A 17063-nucleotide genomic window follows, 5' to 3' on the forward strand; every position below is an offset into this window, starting at 1 on the left:
AGTGCGACGGCGAGCCGGTGGGCCGTGGGCCGCGCCAGACCGGTGGCGGCGACCAGCCCCGCCAACGTGGCGGGGCCCGACTCCAGTGCGCTCAGCACCAGAGCGGCCTTGTCGAGAACGCCGACGCCGCTAGAGTTGTCCATGCCCTAAGACTGCAGTCTCATTCCGCGAGACGCAAGTTCAATCTTCCGCGAAAAGCGCCACTCTGGATGCAGCAGCCCGGGAGACATCCAGGATGCGGCCTCAACAGAGTGTCCGCATGGTGGACACCGATCCGGCGTGCAGGTCACGCAGGCGCGCCTCACAGGGCGGCGGAAGCAGTGACCCCGATGACACGAGAAGGCCGGCAACGCGGCCGGCTGGAGGGAATCCGATGGGACGGACACTCGCAGAGAAGGTCTGGGACGACCACGTCGTGCGGCGCGCGGAGGGCGAGCCCGACCTGCTCTTCATCGACCTGCACCTGCTCCACGAGGTGACCAGCCCGCAGGCCTTCGACGGCCTCCGGCTGGCCGGACGCACGGTCCGCCGGACCGATCTCACGATCGCCACCGAGGACCACAACACCCCGACCCTGGACATCGACAAGCCGATCGCCGACCCGGTCTCCCGGGTCCAGCTGGAGACGCTGCGCCGCAACGCCGCCGAGTTCGGCGTCCGGATCCACTCGCTGGGCGACGTCGAGCAGGGCGTCGTGCACGTCGTCGGCCCGCAGCTCGGGCTGACCCAGCCGGGCACCACCGTGGTCTGCGGTGACTCCCACACCTCCACCCACGGCGCCTTCGGCGCCCTCGCGTTCGGCATCGGCACCAGCCAGGTCGAGCACGTGCTGGCCACCCAGACCCTGCCGCTGGCGCCGTTCAGGACGATGGCGATCACCGTCGAGGGCGAGCTGCCCGAGGGCGTCACGGCCAAGGACCTGATCCTGGCGATCATCACCAAGATCGGCACCGGTGGCGGCCAGGGCTACGTCCTGGAGTACCGCGGCTCGGCCATCCGCAGCCTCTCCATGGAGGCCCGGATGACCATCTGCAACATGTCCATCGAGGCGGGCGCCCGGGCCGGCATGATCGCCCCGGACCAGACCACCTTCGACTACCTGCAGGGCCGCCCGCACGCGCCCCGGGGCGAGGACTGGGACGCCGCGGTCGAGTACTGGAAGACCCTGGGCACCGACGAGGACGCGGTCTTCGACCACGAGATCTTCATCGACGCGACCCGGCTGACCCCGTTCGTCACCTGGGGCACCAACCCGGGCCAGGGCGCTCCGCTCGGCGCCAACGTCCCGGACCCGGCCTCCTTCGCCGACCCGCAGGAGCGGACCGCCGCCGAGAACGCCCTGAAGTACATGGGCCTGGAGGCCGGCACCCCGCTGCGCGAGGTCAAGGTCGACGCCGTCTTCGTCGGCTCCTGCACCAACGGCCGGATCGAGGACCTGCGGGCCGCCGCGGCCATCCTGGAGGGCCGGAAGATCGCCGACGGCGTGCGGATGCTGGTCGTCCCCGGCTCGGTGCGGGTCGCGCTCCAGGCCGTCGAGGAGGGCCTGGACAAGGTGTTCACCGCCGCCGGTGCCGAATGGCGCCACGCGGGCTGCTCGATGTGCCTGGGCATGAACCCCGACCAGCTGGCCCCCGGCGAGCGCTGCGCCTCGACCTCGAACCGCAACTTCGAGGGTCGTCAGGGCAAGGGCGGCCGTACCCACCTGGTGTCGCCGCAGGTCGCCGCCGCGACCGCGCTGCTCGGCCGACTGGCCGCACCCGCCGATCTCTCGTCCAACGTCGCTGTGGAGGCCTGAGCAGCATGGAGAAGTTCACCACCCACACCGGCCGGGCCGTCCCGCTGCGCCGCAGCAACGTCGACACCGATCAGATCATCCCCGCCCACTGGCTCAAGAAGGTCACTCGTTCCGGTTTCGAGGACGGCCTGTTCGAGGCCTGGCGCAAGGACGAGTCGTTCATCCTGAACCGGCCCGAGCACAAGGGCGCGACCGTCCTGCTGGCCGGCCCCGAATTCGGCACCGGCTCCTCCCGCGAGCACGCCGTCTGGGCGCTGCAGAACTACGGATTCCACGCGGTCGTCTCGTCCCGCTTCGCCGACATCTTCCGCGGCAACTCGCTGAAGAACGGCCTGCTCACGGTCGTATTGCCGCAGGAGACGGTGGAGCGGCTCTGGGAGCTCGTGGAGGCCGACCCGACGGCCGAGATCACCGTCGACCTGGAGGCCCGCGAGGTGCGCGCCGAGGGCATCACGGCCGCCTTCGAGCTGGACGACAATGTCCGTTGGCGGTTGCTGAACGGCCTGGACGACATCAGCATCACCCTGCAGAACGAGGCCGACATCGCGGCCTTCGAACAGACCCGGCCCGCCTTCAAGCCGCGCACTCTTCCGGTCGCCTGAGCGCCCCGGGAGAACAAGCATTCTGACGTTCCACCGGATGGTCCGCCTCCCCTCGGGGGGGCGGACCATCCGCCGTTCCGGGCCCGGAGTTACCCGCCGGAGCCGGCCCCCGATTGCCGATTTGGCATTGCCGCAGAGGCCCCGCGCAAGCACAACTGCGGGTAGATGGCACAATCAGTACATGCACCGGCACCATGAACCTCCGTACGCGGGCGGCGAACCCGCGTCACCGGAGTCCACGGGCCGGGGATCCGAACGCCGAATTGACGATCGGCCGGACGCCGCCACCTCACCTGCTGAGGGGCCGGACGACCCGGAAGTCGCAGCGCTCTACGCGCTTGTGGCCGAGCGGTTGAAGCAAGCTCACGCCCGCGTGCATGCGCTGAACGTGTCTGCCGATGCAAAGACCGCTCTCACCCGTCAACTCCTCATCGTCACCGAGGCCGCCAAGCGCGATCTTCCGGAGGCGGCAAGGCGGTTGAGTCGCTTTGTGCATGACCTCGACGAGGGGCGCCCGCCCGTCGCCTGAGGTCGCCGACGCGCAAATCCATTGCGACACTAGGGTGATTCGCGCGTTTGGTAATTGAAAGTCCGCAGATACATACCTAACGTGCGAAATGAACGGATGGAATCATCCGGCGCCCGTTTCCGAAGGGGAAGACGTGAACAAGGCTCAGCTTGTCGAAGCGGTGGCCGAGCAGCTGGGCGGTCGCAAGGCTGCCGCAGAGGCCGTCGACGCAGTGCTCGACACCATGGTCCGCGCCGTTGTGGCCGGTGACCGGGTGTCGGTCACCGGTTTTGGCACCTTTGAGAAGGTGGAGCGCTCCGCGCGCTTCGCCCGCAACCCGCAGACCGGCGAGAAGGTCAAGGTCAAGAAGACCTCGGTGCCCCGCTTCCGTCCCGGCCAGGGCTTCAAGGACCTGGTCAGCGGCAGCAAGAAGCTGCCGAAGGAAGGCCCCTCGGTGAAGAAGGCCCCCAAGGGCTCCCTCACCCCGGGCAAGAGCGGTGTCGCCGCGACCCCGGCCGCCAAGCGCGCCGCCACCAAGCGTGCCGCCTCGGCCGCCGCCGCCGCGACCCCGGCCGCCGCGACCAAGAAGGCCGCTGCCAAGAAGACGGCGACCACGGCCGCCGCCAAGAAGACCACGGCGACCGCTGCCAAGAAGGCGACCGCCACCAAGAAGACCACCACCGCCGCCGCCGCCAAGAAGACCTCGGCCGCCGCGACGAAGAAGACGGCCGCCGCTGCCAAGAAGACGGCCACCACGGCCGCCGCCAAGAAGACCACGGCCACCGCCAAGAAGGCGACCGCCACGGCCAAGAAGACGGCTCCCGCGAAGAAGACCGCCACCCGCAAGACCACCGCGCGCAAGACCAGCGCGAAGTAGTCGTCGGACGGCATTCAGGGCCGTGGCGCACCCCCTCCCGGAATTCCGGGTGGTCGGGCCGCCACGGCTCTTCCGTTTTCCGGGCCGGGGCCGGATCGGGCCGTCCACCCGGCCGCTCGGCCGGGTCGTGGTCTGCCGGGCCGGCCGGGAGAACCGGGGGGAGCCGTCGGGGCGCCCGCGAGGGGCGAGGTCAGGCCTCGGCCGGGTCCGGGAAGGTCTGCAGCGTCAGGAAGACCACCCGGCGGGCCTCGCCCGCGCCCTCGGTGCGGATCCGCACCCGCTGGCCGGGGCGCAGCAGCCGCAGGCCGCCGGCGTCGAAGGCGGCCGCGTCGAACGGCACCGGGGTCCCGTCGTCGAGCAGCACGGAGCCGGCCCGGGTGGCGGGGTCGAAGGTGAACGCGGTGGCCTGCATGGAAGCAGCATAGCGAGCAGCACCGACAGGCCCGGGCGGCAGCTCAGAGCCGCCCGCGCGGGCTCCCGGAGCGGGTCGTGGCGGGGAGCCCGAGCGCGTCCGCGAGCCGGGCCGACAGGGCGCCGGTGTGCGGGCCGACGCCGAGCGCGAGCGCCTCGCCGAGGTCGGCGCCGGTGTCCACGTCCCGGCGCACCGAATCCACGCCGTCCAGGCGCAGTTCGCGGGCGCCGCCGGCCGCGTGCCGGGCCCGGGAGCCGTCGCCGAAGGCGGGGGCGAGCGGGCTGCCGGGGGTGCAGGCGAGCAGGGTGGTGCCGAGGCCGGGGGCGTCGGCCAGGAACGCCCGGCCGGCCGGCCCCGCGGCGGCCAGCACCCGGGCCAGTTCGGCCGGGCGCAGGGCCGGCAGGTCGGCGGAGAGCGCGGCCAGCGGGGCGCGCGGGGCGAGGGCCAGCGCGGCCGCCGCGCCGTGCGCCAGTGCGTCGTTGAGGCCGCCCCCCGGTTCGTCGCCGACGACGACCGCGCCGAGCGCGGCCAGGCGCTCGCCCGCCCCGGCGTCCCGGGTGACCACCAGGACCCGGGACACGCCCGGAGTGGCCAGCGCGGCGGTCACGGTGTCCAGCGCGAAGGAGAGCGCCAGGTCCGCGCGGTGCGGCCCGGCGAAGGGCGCCAGCCGGGTCTTGGCCAGGGCGAGCCGCTTGAGCGGCAGCACCAGCGACCAGCCGGCGGTGGGTGCGGGGGGCGCGACGGGCCCGCTGGGGCGTACGGTGTCCTGGGTCATCGGCGTCATTGTGACGCCGGTGCCGGAACCCTCGCCAGGCCGTCCGAACTGTGCGGACGTGCGTTTGGTCACGCCCGCCCGACGTGCTGGCGGGGTTGCTCGACAGCCGCTTCGCGGTCGGGCGAGACTGTTCCGCGCCCGGGCCCCGTCCGACGGGGGCCGCGGGAGGCGAGAGACTGCGGCACCCCACGTGCCGCACCGGATGAGGAGGACCTGGGGTGGCCCGCCGCTCGTACGCCGGCTTCGGCAACGCCGATTACGGCATCTGGTACCGCTTCGCGGCCGTGCTGGTGAAGCCGGTGACGACCGCGCTGGTCAAGCCCGACTGGCGGGGCTGGGAGCACCTGCCGAAGGAGCGCGGCTTCATCGCCGCGGTCAACCACAACTCGATCATCGACCCGGTGGTGTACGCGCACTGGCAGTACAACAGCGGGCGGCCGCCGCGCATCCTCGGCAAGTCCTCGCTGTTCTCGGTCCCGTTCATCGGCTTCATGCTGCGCAAGACCGGGCAGATCCCGGTGTTCCGCGAGTCGACCGACGCCGCGCACGCGTTCCGGGCGGCCATCGACGCGGTGAACAACGGCCAGTGCGTCCAGTTCTACCCGGAGGGCACGCTCACCCGGGACCCGGACCTGTGGCCGATGACCGGCAAGAGCGGGGTCGCCCGGGTCGCGCTGATGACCGGCGCGCCGGTGATCCCGGTGGCGCACTGGGGCGCGCACGAGATCATCCCGCCGTACGGCCGGGGCGGCTCCGGGAAGGGCCGGTTCAACCTGTTCCCGCGCCACCGGGTGACGGTGGCCGCCGGGCCGGCCGTGGACCTGAGCAAGTACGAGGGCCAGGAGCTGACCGCCCAGGTGCTCCGGGACGCCACCGAGGACATCATGCAGGCGATCACCGCCGTGCTGGCCGAGATCCGCGGCGAGGAGCCCCCGCCCGAGCGCTACGACATGCGCGCGGCGGCCCGGCACCGGGCGGCGGCGGCCGCGGCCGAGCGGCAGCGGGCCGCCGGCACGCGCAAGAACGGAACCGAGGAGGCCGGCAAGTGACCCGATGTGCCGTGTTCGGAACGGGGTCCTGGGGGACCGCGTTCGCGATGGTGCTGGCCGACGCCGGCTGCGAGGTCACGCTCTGGGGGCGCCGGCAGGAGCTGGCGGACGCGATCGGCACCACCCACGTCAACCCGGACTACCTGCCCGGCGTCCCGCTGCCCGAGTCGATCCGGGCGACCGTGGACCCGGCGGTGGCGCTGGCCGGCGCCGACTTCGCGGTGCTCGCCGTGCCGTCCCAGACGCTGCGCGAGAACCTGGCCGCCTGGGCCCCGCTGATCGAGCCGCAGACCGTGCTGGTCAGCCTGATGAAGGGCATCGAACTCGGCACCGCCAAGCGGATGAGCGAGGTCATCGCCGAGGTCGCCAAGGTCGGGGCGGAGCGGGTGGCGGTCGTCAGCGGCCCCAACCTGGCCCGCGAGATCGCCAACCGGCAGCCCGCCGCGTCCGTGGTGGCCTGCACCGACGAGGCGGTCGCCAAGCGCCTCCAGGCGGCCTGCCACACGCCGTACTTCCGCCCGTACACCAACACCGACGTGATCGGCTGCGAGCTGGGCGGGGCGGTGAAGAACGTGATCGGGCTGGCGGTCGGCATGGCCGACGGCATGGGGCTCGGCGACAACACCAAGGCGACGCTGATCACCCGGGGCCTGGCCGAGACGACCCGGCTCGGGCTGGCGCTCGGCGCCGACCCGTACACCTTCGCCGGGCTCGCCGGGATGGGCGACCTGGTGGCGACCTGCTCCTCGCCGCTCTCCCGCAACCACACCTTCGGCACCAACCTGGGCCGGGGGATGTCGCTCGCCGAGACCATCGCGGCCACCCGGCAGACCGCGGAGGGCGTCAAGTCCTGCGAGTCGGTGCTCGACCTGGCCCGCCGCAGCGGCGTCGACATGCCGATCGTCGAGGCCGTGGTGGACGTGGTGCACAACGGGCGCCCCACCCAGGAGGCGCTGCAGGTGCTGATGTCGCGCTCGGCCAAGGCCGAGCGGCACTGACACCGGCGCGCGCGGGCCGGGTGGCTGACTTTCCGGAAACACCTCGCACGGTAGTCTCAAACCCGATATGAGCATCGAACAGACCCCCCCGAATCCGTCCGCGAAGCCGCGCGTAGCGCTCGTCTTCGGTGGTCGCAGCTCCGAGCACGCCATCTCGGTGTCCACCGCGGGCAGCGTGCTCAGGGCGATCGACCGCGAGAAGTACGACGTGCTGCCGATCGGCATCACCCACGAGGGCCGCTGGGCGCTGGTCAGCGACGATCCGGCCCGGATGGCCATCACCGACGGCCGGCTGCCGGACGTCGCCCAGGTCAGCGAGGCCGTCGACGGCCAGGTCGTGCTGCCGGTCAGCCCGGACAGCCGCGAGGTGGTCTGGAGCGAGCCGGGGGCCGCTCCCAAGGTGCTCGGCGAGGTGGACGTGGTCTTCCCGCTGCTGCACGGCCCCTGGGGCGAGGACGGCACGCTGCAGGGCCTGCTGGAGCTGTCCGGGGTGCCCTACGTCGGCAACGGCGTGCTCTCCAGCGCGGTGGGCATGGACAAGGAGTTCACCAAGCGGGTCCTGGCCTCGCACGGTCTGGGCGTCGGCTCGTACACCATCGTCCGGCCGCGGGAGTGGGAGAGCGAGGCCGGCCGCGCCGCCGTCCGCGAGCGGGTCGGGCAGCTCGGCCTGCCGCTGTTCGTCAAGCCCTGCCGGGCCGGCTCCAGCATCGGCATCACCAAGGTCAAGGACCTCGCCGACCTGGACGCCGCGATCGAGGAGGCCCGCCGGCACGACCCGAAGCTGATCATCGAGGCCGGGGTCTCCGGCCGCGAGATCGAGTGCGGGGTGCTGGAGTTCGAGGACGGGCCGCGCGCCAGCGTCCCGGCGGAGGTCCTGGTCGGCGGCGACTTCGAGTTCTACGACTTCGAGGCCAAGTACATCGACTCCTCCGAGGTGCGCATCCCGGCCGAACTCGCCGGGGCCGAACTCGCCGAGATCCGCCGTCAGGCGGTCGCCGCGTTCGAGGCGCTCGGCTGCGAGGGGCTGGCCCGGGTGGACTTCTTCCTGCTGGACGACGGCAGCTGGATGATCAACGAGGTCAACACCATGCCCGGCTTCACCCCGATCTCGGCCTACCCGAAGATGTGGGAGGCCAGCGGGCTGTCGTACCCGGAGCTGATCGACCGGCTGCTGCAGGCGGCGCTGCGCCGCTCGACCGGTCTGCGCTAGGCGCACGCAGCACGCAGTACGCAGCAGGGCGGTCCGGGAGTTCCCGGACCGCCCTGCTGCCGTCCCGACCGCTACGGGATGTTGGCCTTCACCGCGCCGTTGAGGGCGGAGACCGGGTCGAGCGGGTTGGCGAAGGCCCCGCCGGGGACGGTCACCTCGACGTTCGCCCGGCGCAGCGTCGTGATGAAGCGGTAGCCGCCGTCGTCGAGCTTCTGCGTCCACCAGGTGACGTCGTCGATGGTGGGGGAGAGGTCCTTGGCGTGCTCGCCGTTCAGCTCCTCCGGCCGGTCCACGCCGCAACGCAGGACGACGCGCGGCGAGCTGGCCCAGGCGGCCACGTACGGGGACGCGGGCGACGGGTCCTTGCGGGCGTGGCCGAGCAGCTCCTGCGGCAGCGCCGCGGCCAGCGCCTGGCAGTACCCGGCGGCCTTGCCGGTGGGCGTCGGCACCTCGATCTTCGGGGGCGCGCTCCAGCTGCCGAGCAGCACCACGACGGTGCAGCTCAGCGCCAGAGGCAGGGCCAGCCACCGGACGGGGGCCGGCAGTGACATCAGGAAGCGAGGGACACGGAGTTCTCGGGCCACTCGCCGATGGTAGCCGGGGCTTACAGGTGGACCACGGGGCAGGTGAGGGTGCGGGTGATGCCCTCGACCTGCTGGACCTTGGCCACGACCAGGCGGCCGAGGTCGTCCACGGTCTCGGCCTCGGCCCGCACGATCACGTCGTACGGGCCGGTCACGTCCTCGGCCTGGAGGACGCCGGGGATCTCGGAGATGGACTGGGCCACGGCGGTGGCCTTGCCTACCTCGGTCTGGATCAGGATGTATGCCTGTACCACGGGGGGACCTCCCGGCGGCTGGGTACGGGGGACGGCGCCGTGATCGCCCGCTCGGGCGTCGGGGGTGGGGAACGGGCTCACCGGCATTCCGATCACCACGCTACCGCGCGGTGGGCCGGGGAGGGGAGACTTCCGCACCGCCGGAGGGCGTACGCTGCGCGCGGGGGAGCGGGGGGCACGAGTTCTGATTCCGATGGAAACGCGAGAGGACGGCAGATGCAGGGGACCGTGGGCGAGCTCGGCGAGTTCGGACTCATCAGGGAGCTGACGGCCCGGGTACCGCTCACCGACGCGGTCGACCTCGGTCCGGGCGACGACGCCGCGGTGGTGAAGGCGCCGGACGGCCGGGTGGTCGCCACCACGGACGTGCTGATCGAGAACCGGCACTTCCGCCGGGACTGGTCGACCGCCTACGACGTGGGCCGCAAGGCCGCCGCCCAGAACCTCGCCGACGTGGCCGCGATGGGTGCGGTCCCCACGGCGATCCTGCTCGGCCTGGTCGCCCCCGCCGATCTGCCCACCACCTGGGCCACCGAGCTGATGGACGGGCTGCGCGACGAGTGCCAGGTGGCCGGTGCGACGGTGGTCGGCGGTGACGTGGTCCGCGGCGACGTCATCACCCTTGCCATCACGGCGCTCGGGGATCTCCAGGGGCGCGCGCCGATCACGCGCGCCGGGGCCCAGGTGGGCGACGTGGTCGCGGTCACCGGCTGGCTCGGCTGGTCCGCCGCCGGGCTGACCGTGCTGCAGCGCGGCTTCCGCTCGCCGCGCGCCTTCGTCGAGGCGCACCGCCGGCCCGAGCCGCCGTACCACGCGGGTCCGGCCGGGGCCGAGTTGGGCGCGACCGCGATGGTCGACGTGAGCGACGGGCTGGTGGCCGACCTCGGCCACGTCGCCCGCGCCAGCGGGGTGGACATCGACCTGCGGGCCGCCGACTTCGACGTCCCGGCGCAGATGGCCGACATCGGCCAGGCGGTCGGGGTGGACCCGCTGGTCTGGGTGCTCTCCGGCGGCGAGGACCACGCGATCGTGGCGACCTTCCCGCGCGGCGTCCAACTGCCCGCCCGCTGGCGGGTGGTGGGCGAGGTGACCGGCCGGGCCCGGCCGTCCCGCGGTGGCCGGGTGACGGTGGACGGCGAGCCCTGGGACCGGGTCGGCGGCTGGGACCACTTCGCCGAGTGACCCGAGTGACCCGGGGGCCCGGTCGGCCCGGCCCGGTCGTCACCCCGGTACCCGGTCGGCGCGTGACGCTCCGGGCGAAGCGGCGCACGGGCCCGGGCCGGGGGACGGCGTAGGCTTGCGCTCAACCGGGCCCACCCGCGTCCACGCGCGAGTGGTCTGAACCACTGCGGAGCGGGAGAGCACAGCCACCATGCGCATCGGTGTCCTGACCAGCGGCGGCGACTGCCCCGGGCTCAACGCGGTGATCCGCTCCGTGGTGCACCGGGGAACCGATGTGCACGGCGACGAGATCGTCGGCATCGAGGACGGCTTCCTCGGCCTGATCGAGGGTCGCACCCGGCCGATCTCGCACGACGACGTCACCGGACTGCTGACCCTCGGCGGCACCATCCTGGGCTCGGCCCGGGTGCAGCGCGACCGGATCGCCTGGGCGGTGGACAACGCGCAGACCCTCGCCCGCGACATCGGCATCGACGCGCTGATCGCGATCGGCGGCGAGGGCACGCTGACCGCCGCCAAGATGTTCAGCGACGCCGGCCTGCCGGTGGTCGGCGTGCCGAAGACCATCGACAACGACATCGACGCGACCGACGTCACCTTCGGGTTCGACACCGCCGTGCACGTCGCGACCGACGCGATCGACCGGCTGAAGACCACCGCCGAGTCCCACCAGCGCGTGATGGTGGTGGAGTTGATGGGCCGGCACACCGGCTGGATCACCCTCACCGCCGGGATGGCGGGCGGCGCCCACGGCATCCTGATCCCGGAGAAGCCCTTCGACATCGAGGCGGTGGCCCGGATGGTCGAGGACCGCTTCTCCCGGGGCAAGAAGTTCGCCATCATCGCCGTCGCCGAGGGCGCGGCCCCGATGCCCGGGACGATGCGCTTCGACCACGGCGCCGTCGACCAGTTCGGCCACCGGACCTTCGGCGGGATCGGCAACCGGCTCGCCAACGAGCTGGAGAACCTGCTCGGCAAGGAGGCCCGGCCGGTCATCCTCGGTCACACCCAGCGCGGCGGCACCCCCACCGCCCGGGACCGGGTGCTCGCCACCCGCTTCGGCTGGCACGCCGTGGAGGCCGTCCACAAGGGTGCCTTCGGCCACTTCACCGCGCTGCGCGGCAACGAGATCGAGCTGGTGCCGGTCGCGGAGGCGGTCACCCACCTCAAGACCGTGCCGCAGGACCGCTGGGCGGAGTCCGAAGCCGTGCTCTGAGGCGGCGCGGGTAGGTTGGGCCCCATGTCCCTCCCGTCTTCCGCCCCCGCTCCCGGCGGCCGCCCCCCGGCCGGCCCCTCCACCGCACCCCCGCGGGTGCTCACCGTCGCCGGCTCCGACTCCGGCGGCGGCGCCGGCATCCAGGCCGACCTCAAGGCGATGCTGGCCCTCGGCGTCCACGGCATGAGCGTGATCACCGCCGTCACCGCGCAGAACTCGCTCGGCGTCCAGGGGTACTGGGAGCTGCCGGCCGAGGCTGTCCGGGCCCAGTTCCGCAGTGTGGTGGACGACATCGGGGTCCAGGCCGTGAAGACCGGCATGCTCGCCTCGATCGAGCTGGTCGAGACCGTCTCCGAGCTGCTGGCCGGGGTGGACGCCCCGGTGGTGGTCGACCCCGTCGGCGTCTCCAAGCACGGCGACGCGCTGCTGGCCGCCGAGGCCGTCGCCACCGTCCGGGAGAAGCTGCTGCCGGTCGCCACCCTCGCCACGCCCAACCTGCACGAGGTGACGCAGCTCACCGGGCGCACCGTCGAGGACGAGGCGCAGATGCTCGACGCGGCCAAGGCCCTGCTCGACCTCGGGCCGCGCTGGGTGCTGGTGAAGGGCGGGCACCTGGAGGGCGAGGCCGCCGACCTGCTGTACGGCGGGGCGGGGGAGGAGCACTGGTACCGGGCACCCCGCTACGACAACCGGCACACCCACGGCACCGGCTGCACGCTGGCCAGCGCCATCGCCGCCGGATTGGCCAAGGGCGAGCCGCTGCCCGGGGCGGTGGCCTCGGCGAAGGCCTACATCACCGGCGCGATCGCCGGCGGCTTCGCGCTCGGGGCGGGCATCGGCCCGGTCGACCACGCCTGGCGCTGGCGCTGAGCGGTCCGGTCCGCGAACGACCACGGGCGGGCCCGAGGGCCCGCCCGTGGTCGTCCTCCGGGCAAGCCCGGAGGAACCGACCGGTCCGAGAAACAGGAAGCCGGCCCATCCGAGGATGGACCGGCTTCCTGGAGGACCGGCTTACCGGTCTGCGCGTCAGCGCGAGACCTTACCGGCCTTGATGCACGAGGTGCAGACGTTGAGCCGCTTCGGCGTCCGCCCAATCACAGCGCGCACCGTCTGAATGTTGGGGTTCCAACGACGGGGGGTACGGCGGTGAGAGTGGGAGATGCTGTTGCCGAAGCCCGGCCCCTTGCCGCAGACGTCGCAGTTGGCAGCCACAGGAGTCACTCCAAGACTTCAGATCATTTACGTTCGAAACCCCGCCAACCCACCGGAGCACTCACGTGAACCAGATCGGATCAAAGGGGTGAGCCTGGACTGTTCCAGGCAACCGGAAGAGCATACAACGCTTGCTTCCGTTCAACGAAACTACCACGTCCGCGCAGGTGATCGCTGCGCTCGCTGCTTCCGGCGGCCGCCCCCGGCCCCCGATAACCTGCCGGTATCACCCCTCGCCGCTGCCCTGACCGTGTCGCCGCCCGTCAGGCCACCACGGCGTCCCATCCGGAGGAGACCTGGTGCTGACCACGCTCGACGCCCCGGCCGTGCGCAGCTGGTGCCAGCTGGCCCTGCGCGCGCTCGGCCAGGCCCGCGAGGAGATCGACGCACTCAACGTCTACCCCGTCCCGGACGGTGACACCGGCACCAACCTCTACCTGACCGTGGAGTCCGCCGCCGCCGCGGTGGAGAGCCGCTTCACCGACCCGGCGGGCGGCCCGCCCCCCGGTCTCGCCGAGGCGGCCCGGGCGATGGCCCGCGGCGCGCTGGTCGGCGCCCGGGGCAACTCCGGCGTGATCCTCGCCCAGTGGCTGCGCGGCACCGCCGAGCAGCTGGCCCGGGGCGGCGGCGCCGACCAGCTGCGCGCCGCCCTCCAGCGGGCCGCCGACTCCGCCTACCAGGCGGTCGCCGAACCGGTCGAGGGCACGCTGCTGACCGTCGCCCGGGTGGCCGCCCGGGAGGCGACCCGGGCCGGCGACGGCCTCGGCCAGGTCGCCGACACCGCCTACCGGGCGGCCCGGGACGCGCTGCGGCACACCCCCGAGCAGCTCGCCGTCCTGGCCGAGGCAGGGGTGGTGGACGCGGGCGGGCGCGGCCTGGTCGCCGTCCTCGGGGCGCTCGCCGACGCGGTGGCCGGCCACCAGCCGATGGGCCCGGTCGCGCTGCGCGGGGACGTTCGGCTGGCCGAGAGCTGCGGGAGCCACGTCCGGCCCCCAGGCCCGGGCCACCCCGCCTTCGAGGTGATCTACCTGCTGGACGCCCCGGACGAGGCGCTGCCCGCGCTGCGCGAGCGGCTCGCCCGGCTGGGCGACTCGCTGGTGGTCGGCGGCGGCGACGGCCTCTGGAACGTCCACGTCCACGTGGACGACGCGGGGGCCGCGGTGGAGGCCGGGCTCGGGGCCGGCCGGCCGCACCAGATCCGGATCACGCACTTCGCCGAGGCCGCCGCCCGGGCCGGCACCGCCGACGGCCGGGGCGAGCACGAGGAGCGCACCCGGGTGGTGCTCTCGGTGGTCTCCGGCGCGGGCCTGGCCGAGCTGTGCGAGCAGGCCGGCGCCGTCGTCCTGCACGCCGACCCGGACCGCCCGCCGGCCAGTGCCGAGCTCGCCGCCGCCGTCCGCCGGGCGGGCGCGCGCGAGGTCGTCCTGCTGCTCAACGACCCCGAGCTGCGGGCCGCCGCCGGGGCCGCCGCCGACCAGCTGCGCGAGGAGGGCGTGCGGATCGCCGTCCTGCCCACCCGCTCACCGGTCCAGGGCCTGGCCGCGCTCGCCGTGCACGAGGCCGGCCGGCGGTTCGACGAGGACGTGGTCGCCATGACCTCCGCGGCCGGCGCCACCCGGTACGCCGAACTCGCCGTCGCCGAGGGGGAGTCCTGGACGATGGCCGGGGTCTGCCAGGCCGGGGACGTGCTGGGGCTGATCGACGGGGACGTGGTGGTGATCGGCGACGGCCCGGCCGAGGTCGGCGAGCGGGTGCTCGACCGGATGCTCGGCGCGGGCGGCGAACTCGTCACCCTGATCCTCGGCGAGGGCGCGGACGAGGAGCTGGCCGAGCGGCTGGTCGCGCACGCCCGGCACCGGCGGCCGGAGGTCGACGCGGTGGTCTTCCACGGCGGCCAGGAGTCCGCGCCGCTGCTCATCGGGGTGGAGTAGCGGGCCGACCGGGCGGGCCGGGCGGCGGTGGGCCGGGCGGCGGGCGCCGCCGGGCAGCGGGTGGCGCCCGGAATGTCGGTCCGGTGGTGTAAACAAGGGCCTGATGGGCGCTCTCGATGAATCACTGACCAAGCTCGTCGGCGACCGTACCGCCAAGGTGCTCGCCGACAGCCTCAAGCTGCGCACGGTCGGGGACCTGCTGCACCACTATCCGCGCCGCTACGTCGAGCGCGGCCAGCTCACCAGCCTGGACGAGCTGGAGATCGACGAGCACGTCACCGTGCTGGCCCGGATCGAGAAGGTCACCCTGATCCCGTTCCGCGGCCGCAAGGGGGACCGCCTGGAGGTGGTCGTCACCGACGGCCGCAGCCGGCTCTCGCTGGTCTTCTTCAACCAGGGCTGGCGGCAGAAGGAGCTCCGGACCGGCGCCCAGGGCCTGTTCGCCGGCAAGGTCGGCGTCTTCAACCGGACCCGCCAGCTGGTCTCGCCGGACTACCAACTCCTCGACGAGGAGGCCGGGTCGGACGCCGCCCAGCAGTTCGCCGGCCGGCTGATCCCGGTCTACGGCGCCAGCGCCCAGATGCCCAGCTGGAAGCTCTCCATCTGCATCGAGACCGCGCTCACCAAGCACCTGGCCGACGTCGGCGAGCCGCTGCCCGCGGAACTGCGCGAGCGGCACGCCCTGATCCCGCTGCCCGAGGCGCTGGAGCTGATCCACCGCCCGCGCAGCCAGGCCGACCGCGAACGCGCCCAGAGCCGGCTCCGCTGGGACGAGGCCTTCGTCCTCCAGGTCGCGCTGGCGCAGCGCCGGGCCGCCGACTCCGCGCTGCCGGCCAAGCCGCGCCGGGCCCGCGAGGGCGGACTGCTGGACGCCTTCGACGCCCGGCTCCCGTTCACCCTCACCGACGGCCAGCACAAGGTCTCCGCCGAGATCGCCGCCGATCTGGCCACCGAGCACCCGATGCACCGGCTGCTCCAGGGCGAGGTCGGCTCCGGCAAGACGCTCGTCGCGCTGCGCGCCATGCTCGCCGTGGTCGACGCGGGCGGCCAGGCCGCCCTGCTGGCGCCCACCGAGGTCCTGGCGCAGCAGCACCACCGCTCGATCGTCGAGATGATGGGGGACCTGGCCGAGGGCGGCCTGCTGGGCGGCTCGGACCTCGGCACCCGGGTGGTGCTGCTGACCGGCTCGATGGGCGTCCCGGCCCGCCGCCAGGCGATGCTGGACATGGCCTGCGGGGACGCGGGCATCGCGATCGGCACCCACGCGCTGATCGAGGACAAGGTGCAGTTCCAGGACCTCGGCCTGGTCGTGGTGGACGAGCAGCACCGCTTCGGCGTCGAGCAGCGGGACGCGCTGCGCGCCAAGGGCGATCAGCCGGCGCACCTGCTGGTGATGACGGCCACCCCGATCCCGCGCACCGTCGCGATGACCGTCTTCGGGGACCTGGAGACCTCGGTGCTGGACCAGCTGCCGGCCGGCCGCTCGCCGATCTCCACCCATGTCGTGCCGGCCCTGGAGAAGCCCAACTTCCTGGCGCGGGCCTGGGAGCGGGTCCGCGAGGAGGTGGCCAAGGGCCACCAGGCGTACGTGGTCTGCCCCAGGATCGGGGACGAGGAGCCCGCGGACCCCAAGAAGAAGCGCAGGTCCACGCCGGCCGAGGACCTGGAGGACCTCACCGGCGCGGAGGCGGACGCGGGCGCCGGGAGCGACGACCGGCGCCCCCCGCTGTCGGTCGTCGAGACCGCCGAGAAGCTGGTGAAGGGCCCGCTGGCCGGGCTCCGGGTGGAGATCCTGCACGGCCGGCTCGCACCCGACGCCAAGGACGAGGTGATGCGCCGCTTCGCGGCCGGCGCGGTGGACGTCCTGGTGGCGACCACGGTGATCGAGGTCGGGGTCAACGTCCCCAACTCCACCGCGATGGTGATCATGGATGCCGACCGCTTCGGTGTCTCCCAGCTGCACCAGCTGCGCGGCCGGGTCGGGCGCGGCAGCGCCGCCGGGCTCTGCCTGCTGGTCAGCGACATGCCGGCGGGCAGCCCCGCCCGGGCCCGGCTGGAGGCGGTGGCCGGCACCCTGGACGGTTTCGAGCTGTCCCGGATCGACCTCGAACAGCGGCGCGAGGGCGATGTGCTGGGCCAGGCGCAGTCCGGGGTGAAGTCCTCGCTGAAGGTGCTCTCCGTCCTGGAGGACGAGGAAGTCATCGTCACCGCCCGCGCCGAGGCCACCCGGCTGGTCGCCGCGGACCCGGAGCTGACCGCCCACCCGGACCTGCGCACCGCGCTGGAGAGCCTGCTCGACGCCGACCGCGCGGCCTACATGGAAAAGGGATAGCCGACCGGAGCAGGGCCGCACCCCTGGGGGCGCCCGCCGGCGGAGCCCGATTGTCAGACCCCCGCGAGAGAATGTAGTTGTTCAGGACGCACCCTCAAGGTGCGTACCTGGCACGACACTTGGGGG

Annotated in this window: 18 protein-coding genes; 12 read left to right on the top strand and 6 right to left on the bottom strand. The window is 73.3% G+C overall.

Annotated elements, in window-relative coordinates; genetic code table 11:
* Window positions 1-143, bottom strand: a 143-nt coding sequence (locus tag ACWDRR_RS28955; protein ID WP_449775257.1) for a helix-turn-helix domain-containing protein, incomplete at its 3' end; no start/stop codon positions are given.
* A 230-nt stretch (window positions 144-373) separates the two neighbouring features.
* Between ACWDRR_RS28955 and leuC the strand changes: the two genes are divergently transcribed.
* The 4 genes from leuC (at window position 374) to ACWDRR_RS28975 (ending at window position 3782) form a co-directional block, all read left to right on the top strand.
* Window positions 374-1795: a 3-isopropylmalate dehydratase large subunit gene (gene leuC, locus ACWDRR_RS28960; RefSeq protein ID WP_449775197.1), complete on the top strand. Its 1422-nt coding sequence runs from the start codon at window positions 374-376 to the stop codon at window positions 1793-1795.
* Between the two features lie 5 nt (window positions 1796-1800).
* Entirely contained in the window at window positions 1801-2397 is a 597-nt protein-coding gene (leuD, locus tag ACWDRR_RS28965; protein WP_449775198.1) for a 3-isopropylmalate dehydratase small subunit, read from the top strand.
* A 181-nt stretch (window positions 2398-2578) separates the two neighbouring features.
* Window positions 2579-2926, top strand: coding sequence for an SCO5555 family protein (locus ACWDRR_RS28970; RefSeq protein WP_380388343.1), 348 nt, complete (start codon window positions 2579-2581; stop codon window positions 2924-2926).
* A gap of 133 nt (window positions 2927-3059) precedes the next feature.
* Entirely contained in the window at window positions 3060-3782 is a 723-nt protein-coding gene (locus ACWDRR_RS28975) for an HU family DNA-binding protein (protein ID WP_449775199.1), read from the top strand.
* A 190-nt stretch (window positions 3783-3972) separates the two neighbouring features.
* On the opposite strand, the gene ACWDRR_RS28980 is transcribed toward ACWDRR_RS28975, so the two are convergent.
* Window positions 3973-4194, bottom strand: a complete 222-nt coding sequence (locus ACWDRR_RS28980) for a hypothetical protein (protein WP_449775200.1) — start codon at window positions 4192-4194, stop codon at window positions 3973-3975.
* A 43-nt stretch (window positions 4195-4237) separates the two neighbouring features.
* Window positions 4238-4969, bottom strand: coding sequence for a 2-phospho-L-lactate guanylyltransferase (gene cofC, locus ACWDRR_RS28985; protein WP_449775201.1), 732 nt, complete (start codon window positions 4967-4969; stop codon window positions 4238-4240).
* A gap of 218 nt (window positions 4970-5187) precedes the next feature.
* Between cofC and ACWDRR_RS28990 the strand changes: the two genes are divergently transcribed.
* The 3 genes from ACWDRR_RS28990 to ACWDRR_RS29000 all read left to right on the top strand — a co-directional run bounded on the left by ACWDRR_RS28990 (window position 5188) and on the right by ACWDRR_RS29000 (window position 8226).
* Entirely contained in the window at window positions 5188-6018 is an 831-nt protein-coding gene (locus ACWDRR_RS28990) for a lysophospholipid acyltransferase family protein (protein ID WP_449775202.1), read from the top strand.
* The gene (locus ACWDRR_RS28995) at window positions 6015-7016 is read left to right on the top strand and encodes an NAD(P)H-dependent glycerol-3-phosphate dehydrogenase (RefSeq protein WP_449775203.1); all 1002 of its coding nucleotides are present in this window, start codon (window positions 6015-6017) and stop codon (window positions 7014-7016) included. The genes ACWDRR_RS28990 and ACWDRR_RS28995 overlap by 4 nt, the downstream gene beginning before the upstream one ends.
* A gap of 67 nt (window positions 7017-7083) precedes the next feature.
* A complete protein-coding gene (locus ACWDRR_RS29000; protein ID WP_449775204.1) occupies window positions 7084-8226 on the top strand; it encodes a D-alanine--D-alanine ligase family protein in 1143 nt (380 codons plus the stop codon).
* 71 nt (window positions 8227-8297) lie between these two features.
* Here the strand turns inward: ACWDRR_RS29000 and ACWDRR_RS29005 are convergent, their stop codons facing one another.
* Entirely contained in the window at window positions 8298-8810 is a 513-nt protein-coding gene (locus ACWDRR_RS29005) for a DUF3515 domain-containing protein (RefSeq protein ID WP_449775205.1), read from the bottom strand.
* Window positions 8811-8830: 20 nt separating this feature from the next.
* Window positions 8831-9064, bottom strand: a complete 234-nt coding sequence (locus ACWDRR_RS29010; protein ID WP_449775206.1) for an Lrp/AsnC family transcriptional regulator — start codon at window positions 9062-9064, stop codon at window positions 8831-8833.
* Window positions 9065-9280: 216 nt separating this feature from the next.
* Between ACWDRR_RS29010 and ACWDRR_RS29015 the strand changes: the two genes are divergently transcribed.
* From ACWDRR_RS29015 to thiD, 3 genes are all read left to right on the top strand, one after another.
* Complete coding sequence (locus ACWDRR_RS29015) at window positions 9281-10246, top strand: thiamine-phosphate kinase (protein ID WP_449775207.1); 966 nt, start codon at window positions 9281-9283, stop codon at window positions 10244-10246.
* A 190-nt stretch (window positions 10247-10436) separates the two neighbouring features.
* Window positions 10437-11462, top strand: coding sequence for a 6-phosphofructokinase (locus ACWDRR_RS29020; RefSeq protein ID WP_449775208.1), 1026 nt, complete (start codon window positions 10437-10439; stop codon window positions 11460-11462).
* Between the two features lie 24 nt (window positions 11463-11486).
* The gene (gene thiD, locus ACWDRR_RS29025) at window positions 11487-12332 is read left to right on the top strand and encodes a bifunctional hydroxymethylpyrimidine kinase/phosphomethylpyrimidine kinase (protein ID WP_387889280.1); all 846 of its coding nucleotides are present in this window, start codon (window positions 11487-11489) and stop codon (window positions 12330-12332) included.
* A gap of 156 nt (window positions 12333-12488) precedes the next feature.
* On the opposite strand, the gene rpmB is transcribed toward thiD, so the two are convergent.
* On the bottom strand, window positions 12489-12674 hold the full coding sequence (rpmB, locus tag ACWDRR_RS29030; protein WP_014138233.1) for a 50S ribosomal protein L28: 186 nt from the start codon (window positions 12672-12674) through the stop codon (window positions 12489-12491).
* Window positions 12675-12973: 299 nt separating this feature from the next.
* On the opposite strand from rpmB, the gene ACWDRR_RS29035 reads away from it, so the two are divergent.
* Entirely contained in the window at window positions 12974-14605 is a 1632-nt protein-coding gene (locus ACWDRR_RS29035; RefSeq protein WP_449775209.1) for a DAK2 domain-containing protein, read from the top strand.
* 103 nt (window positions 14606-14708) lie between these two features.
* Window positions 14709-16937: an ATP-dependent DNA helicase RecG gene (gene recG, locus ACWDRR_RS29040; RefSeq protein ID WP_449775210.1), complete on the top strand. Its 2229-nt coding sequence runs from the start codon at window positions 14709-14711 to the stop codon at window positions 16935-16937.
* Window positions 16938-17063 lie beyond the last annotated feature (126 nt).

Source organism: Kitasatospora sp. NPDC003701 (assembly GCF_053587085.1).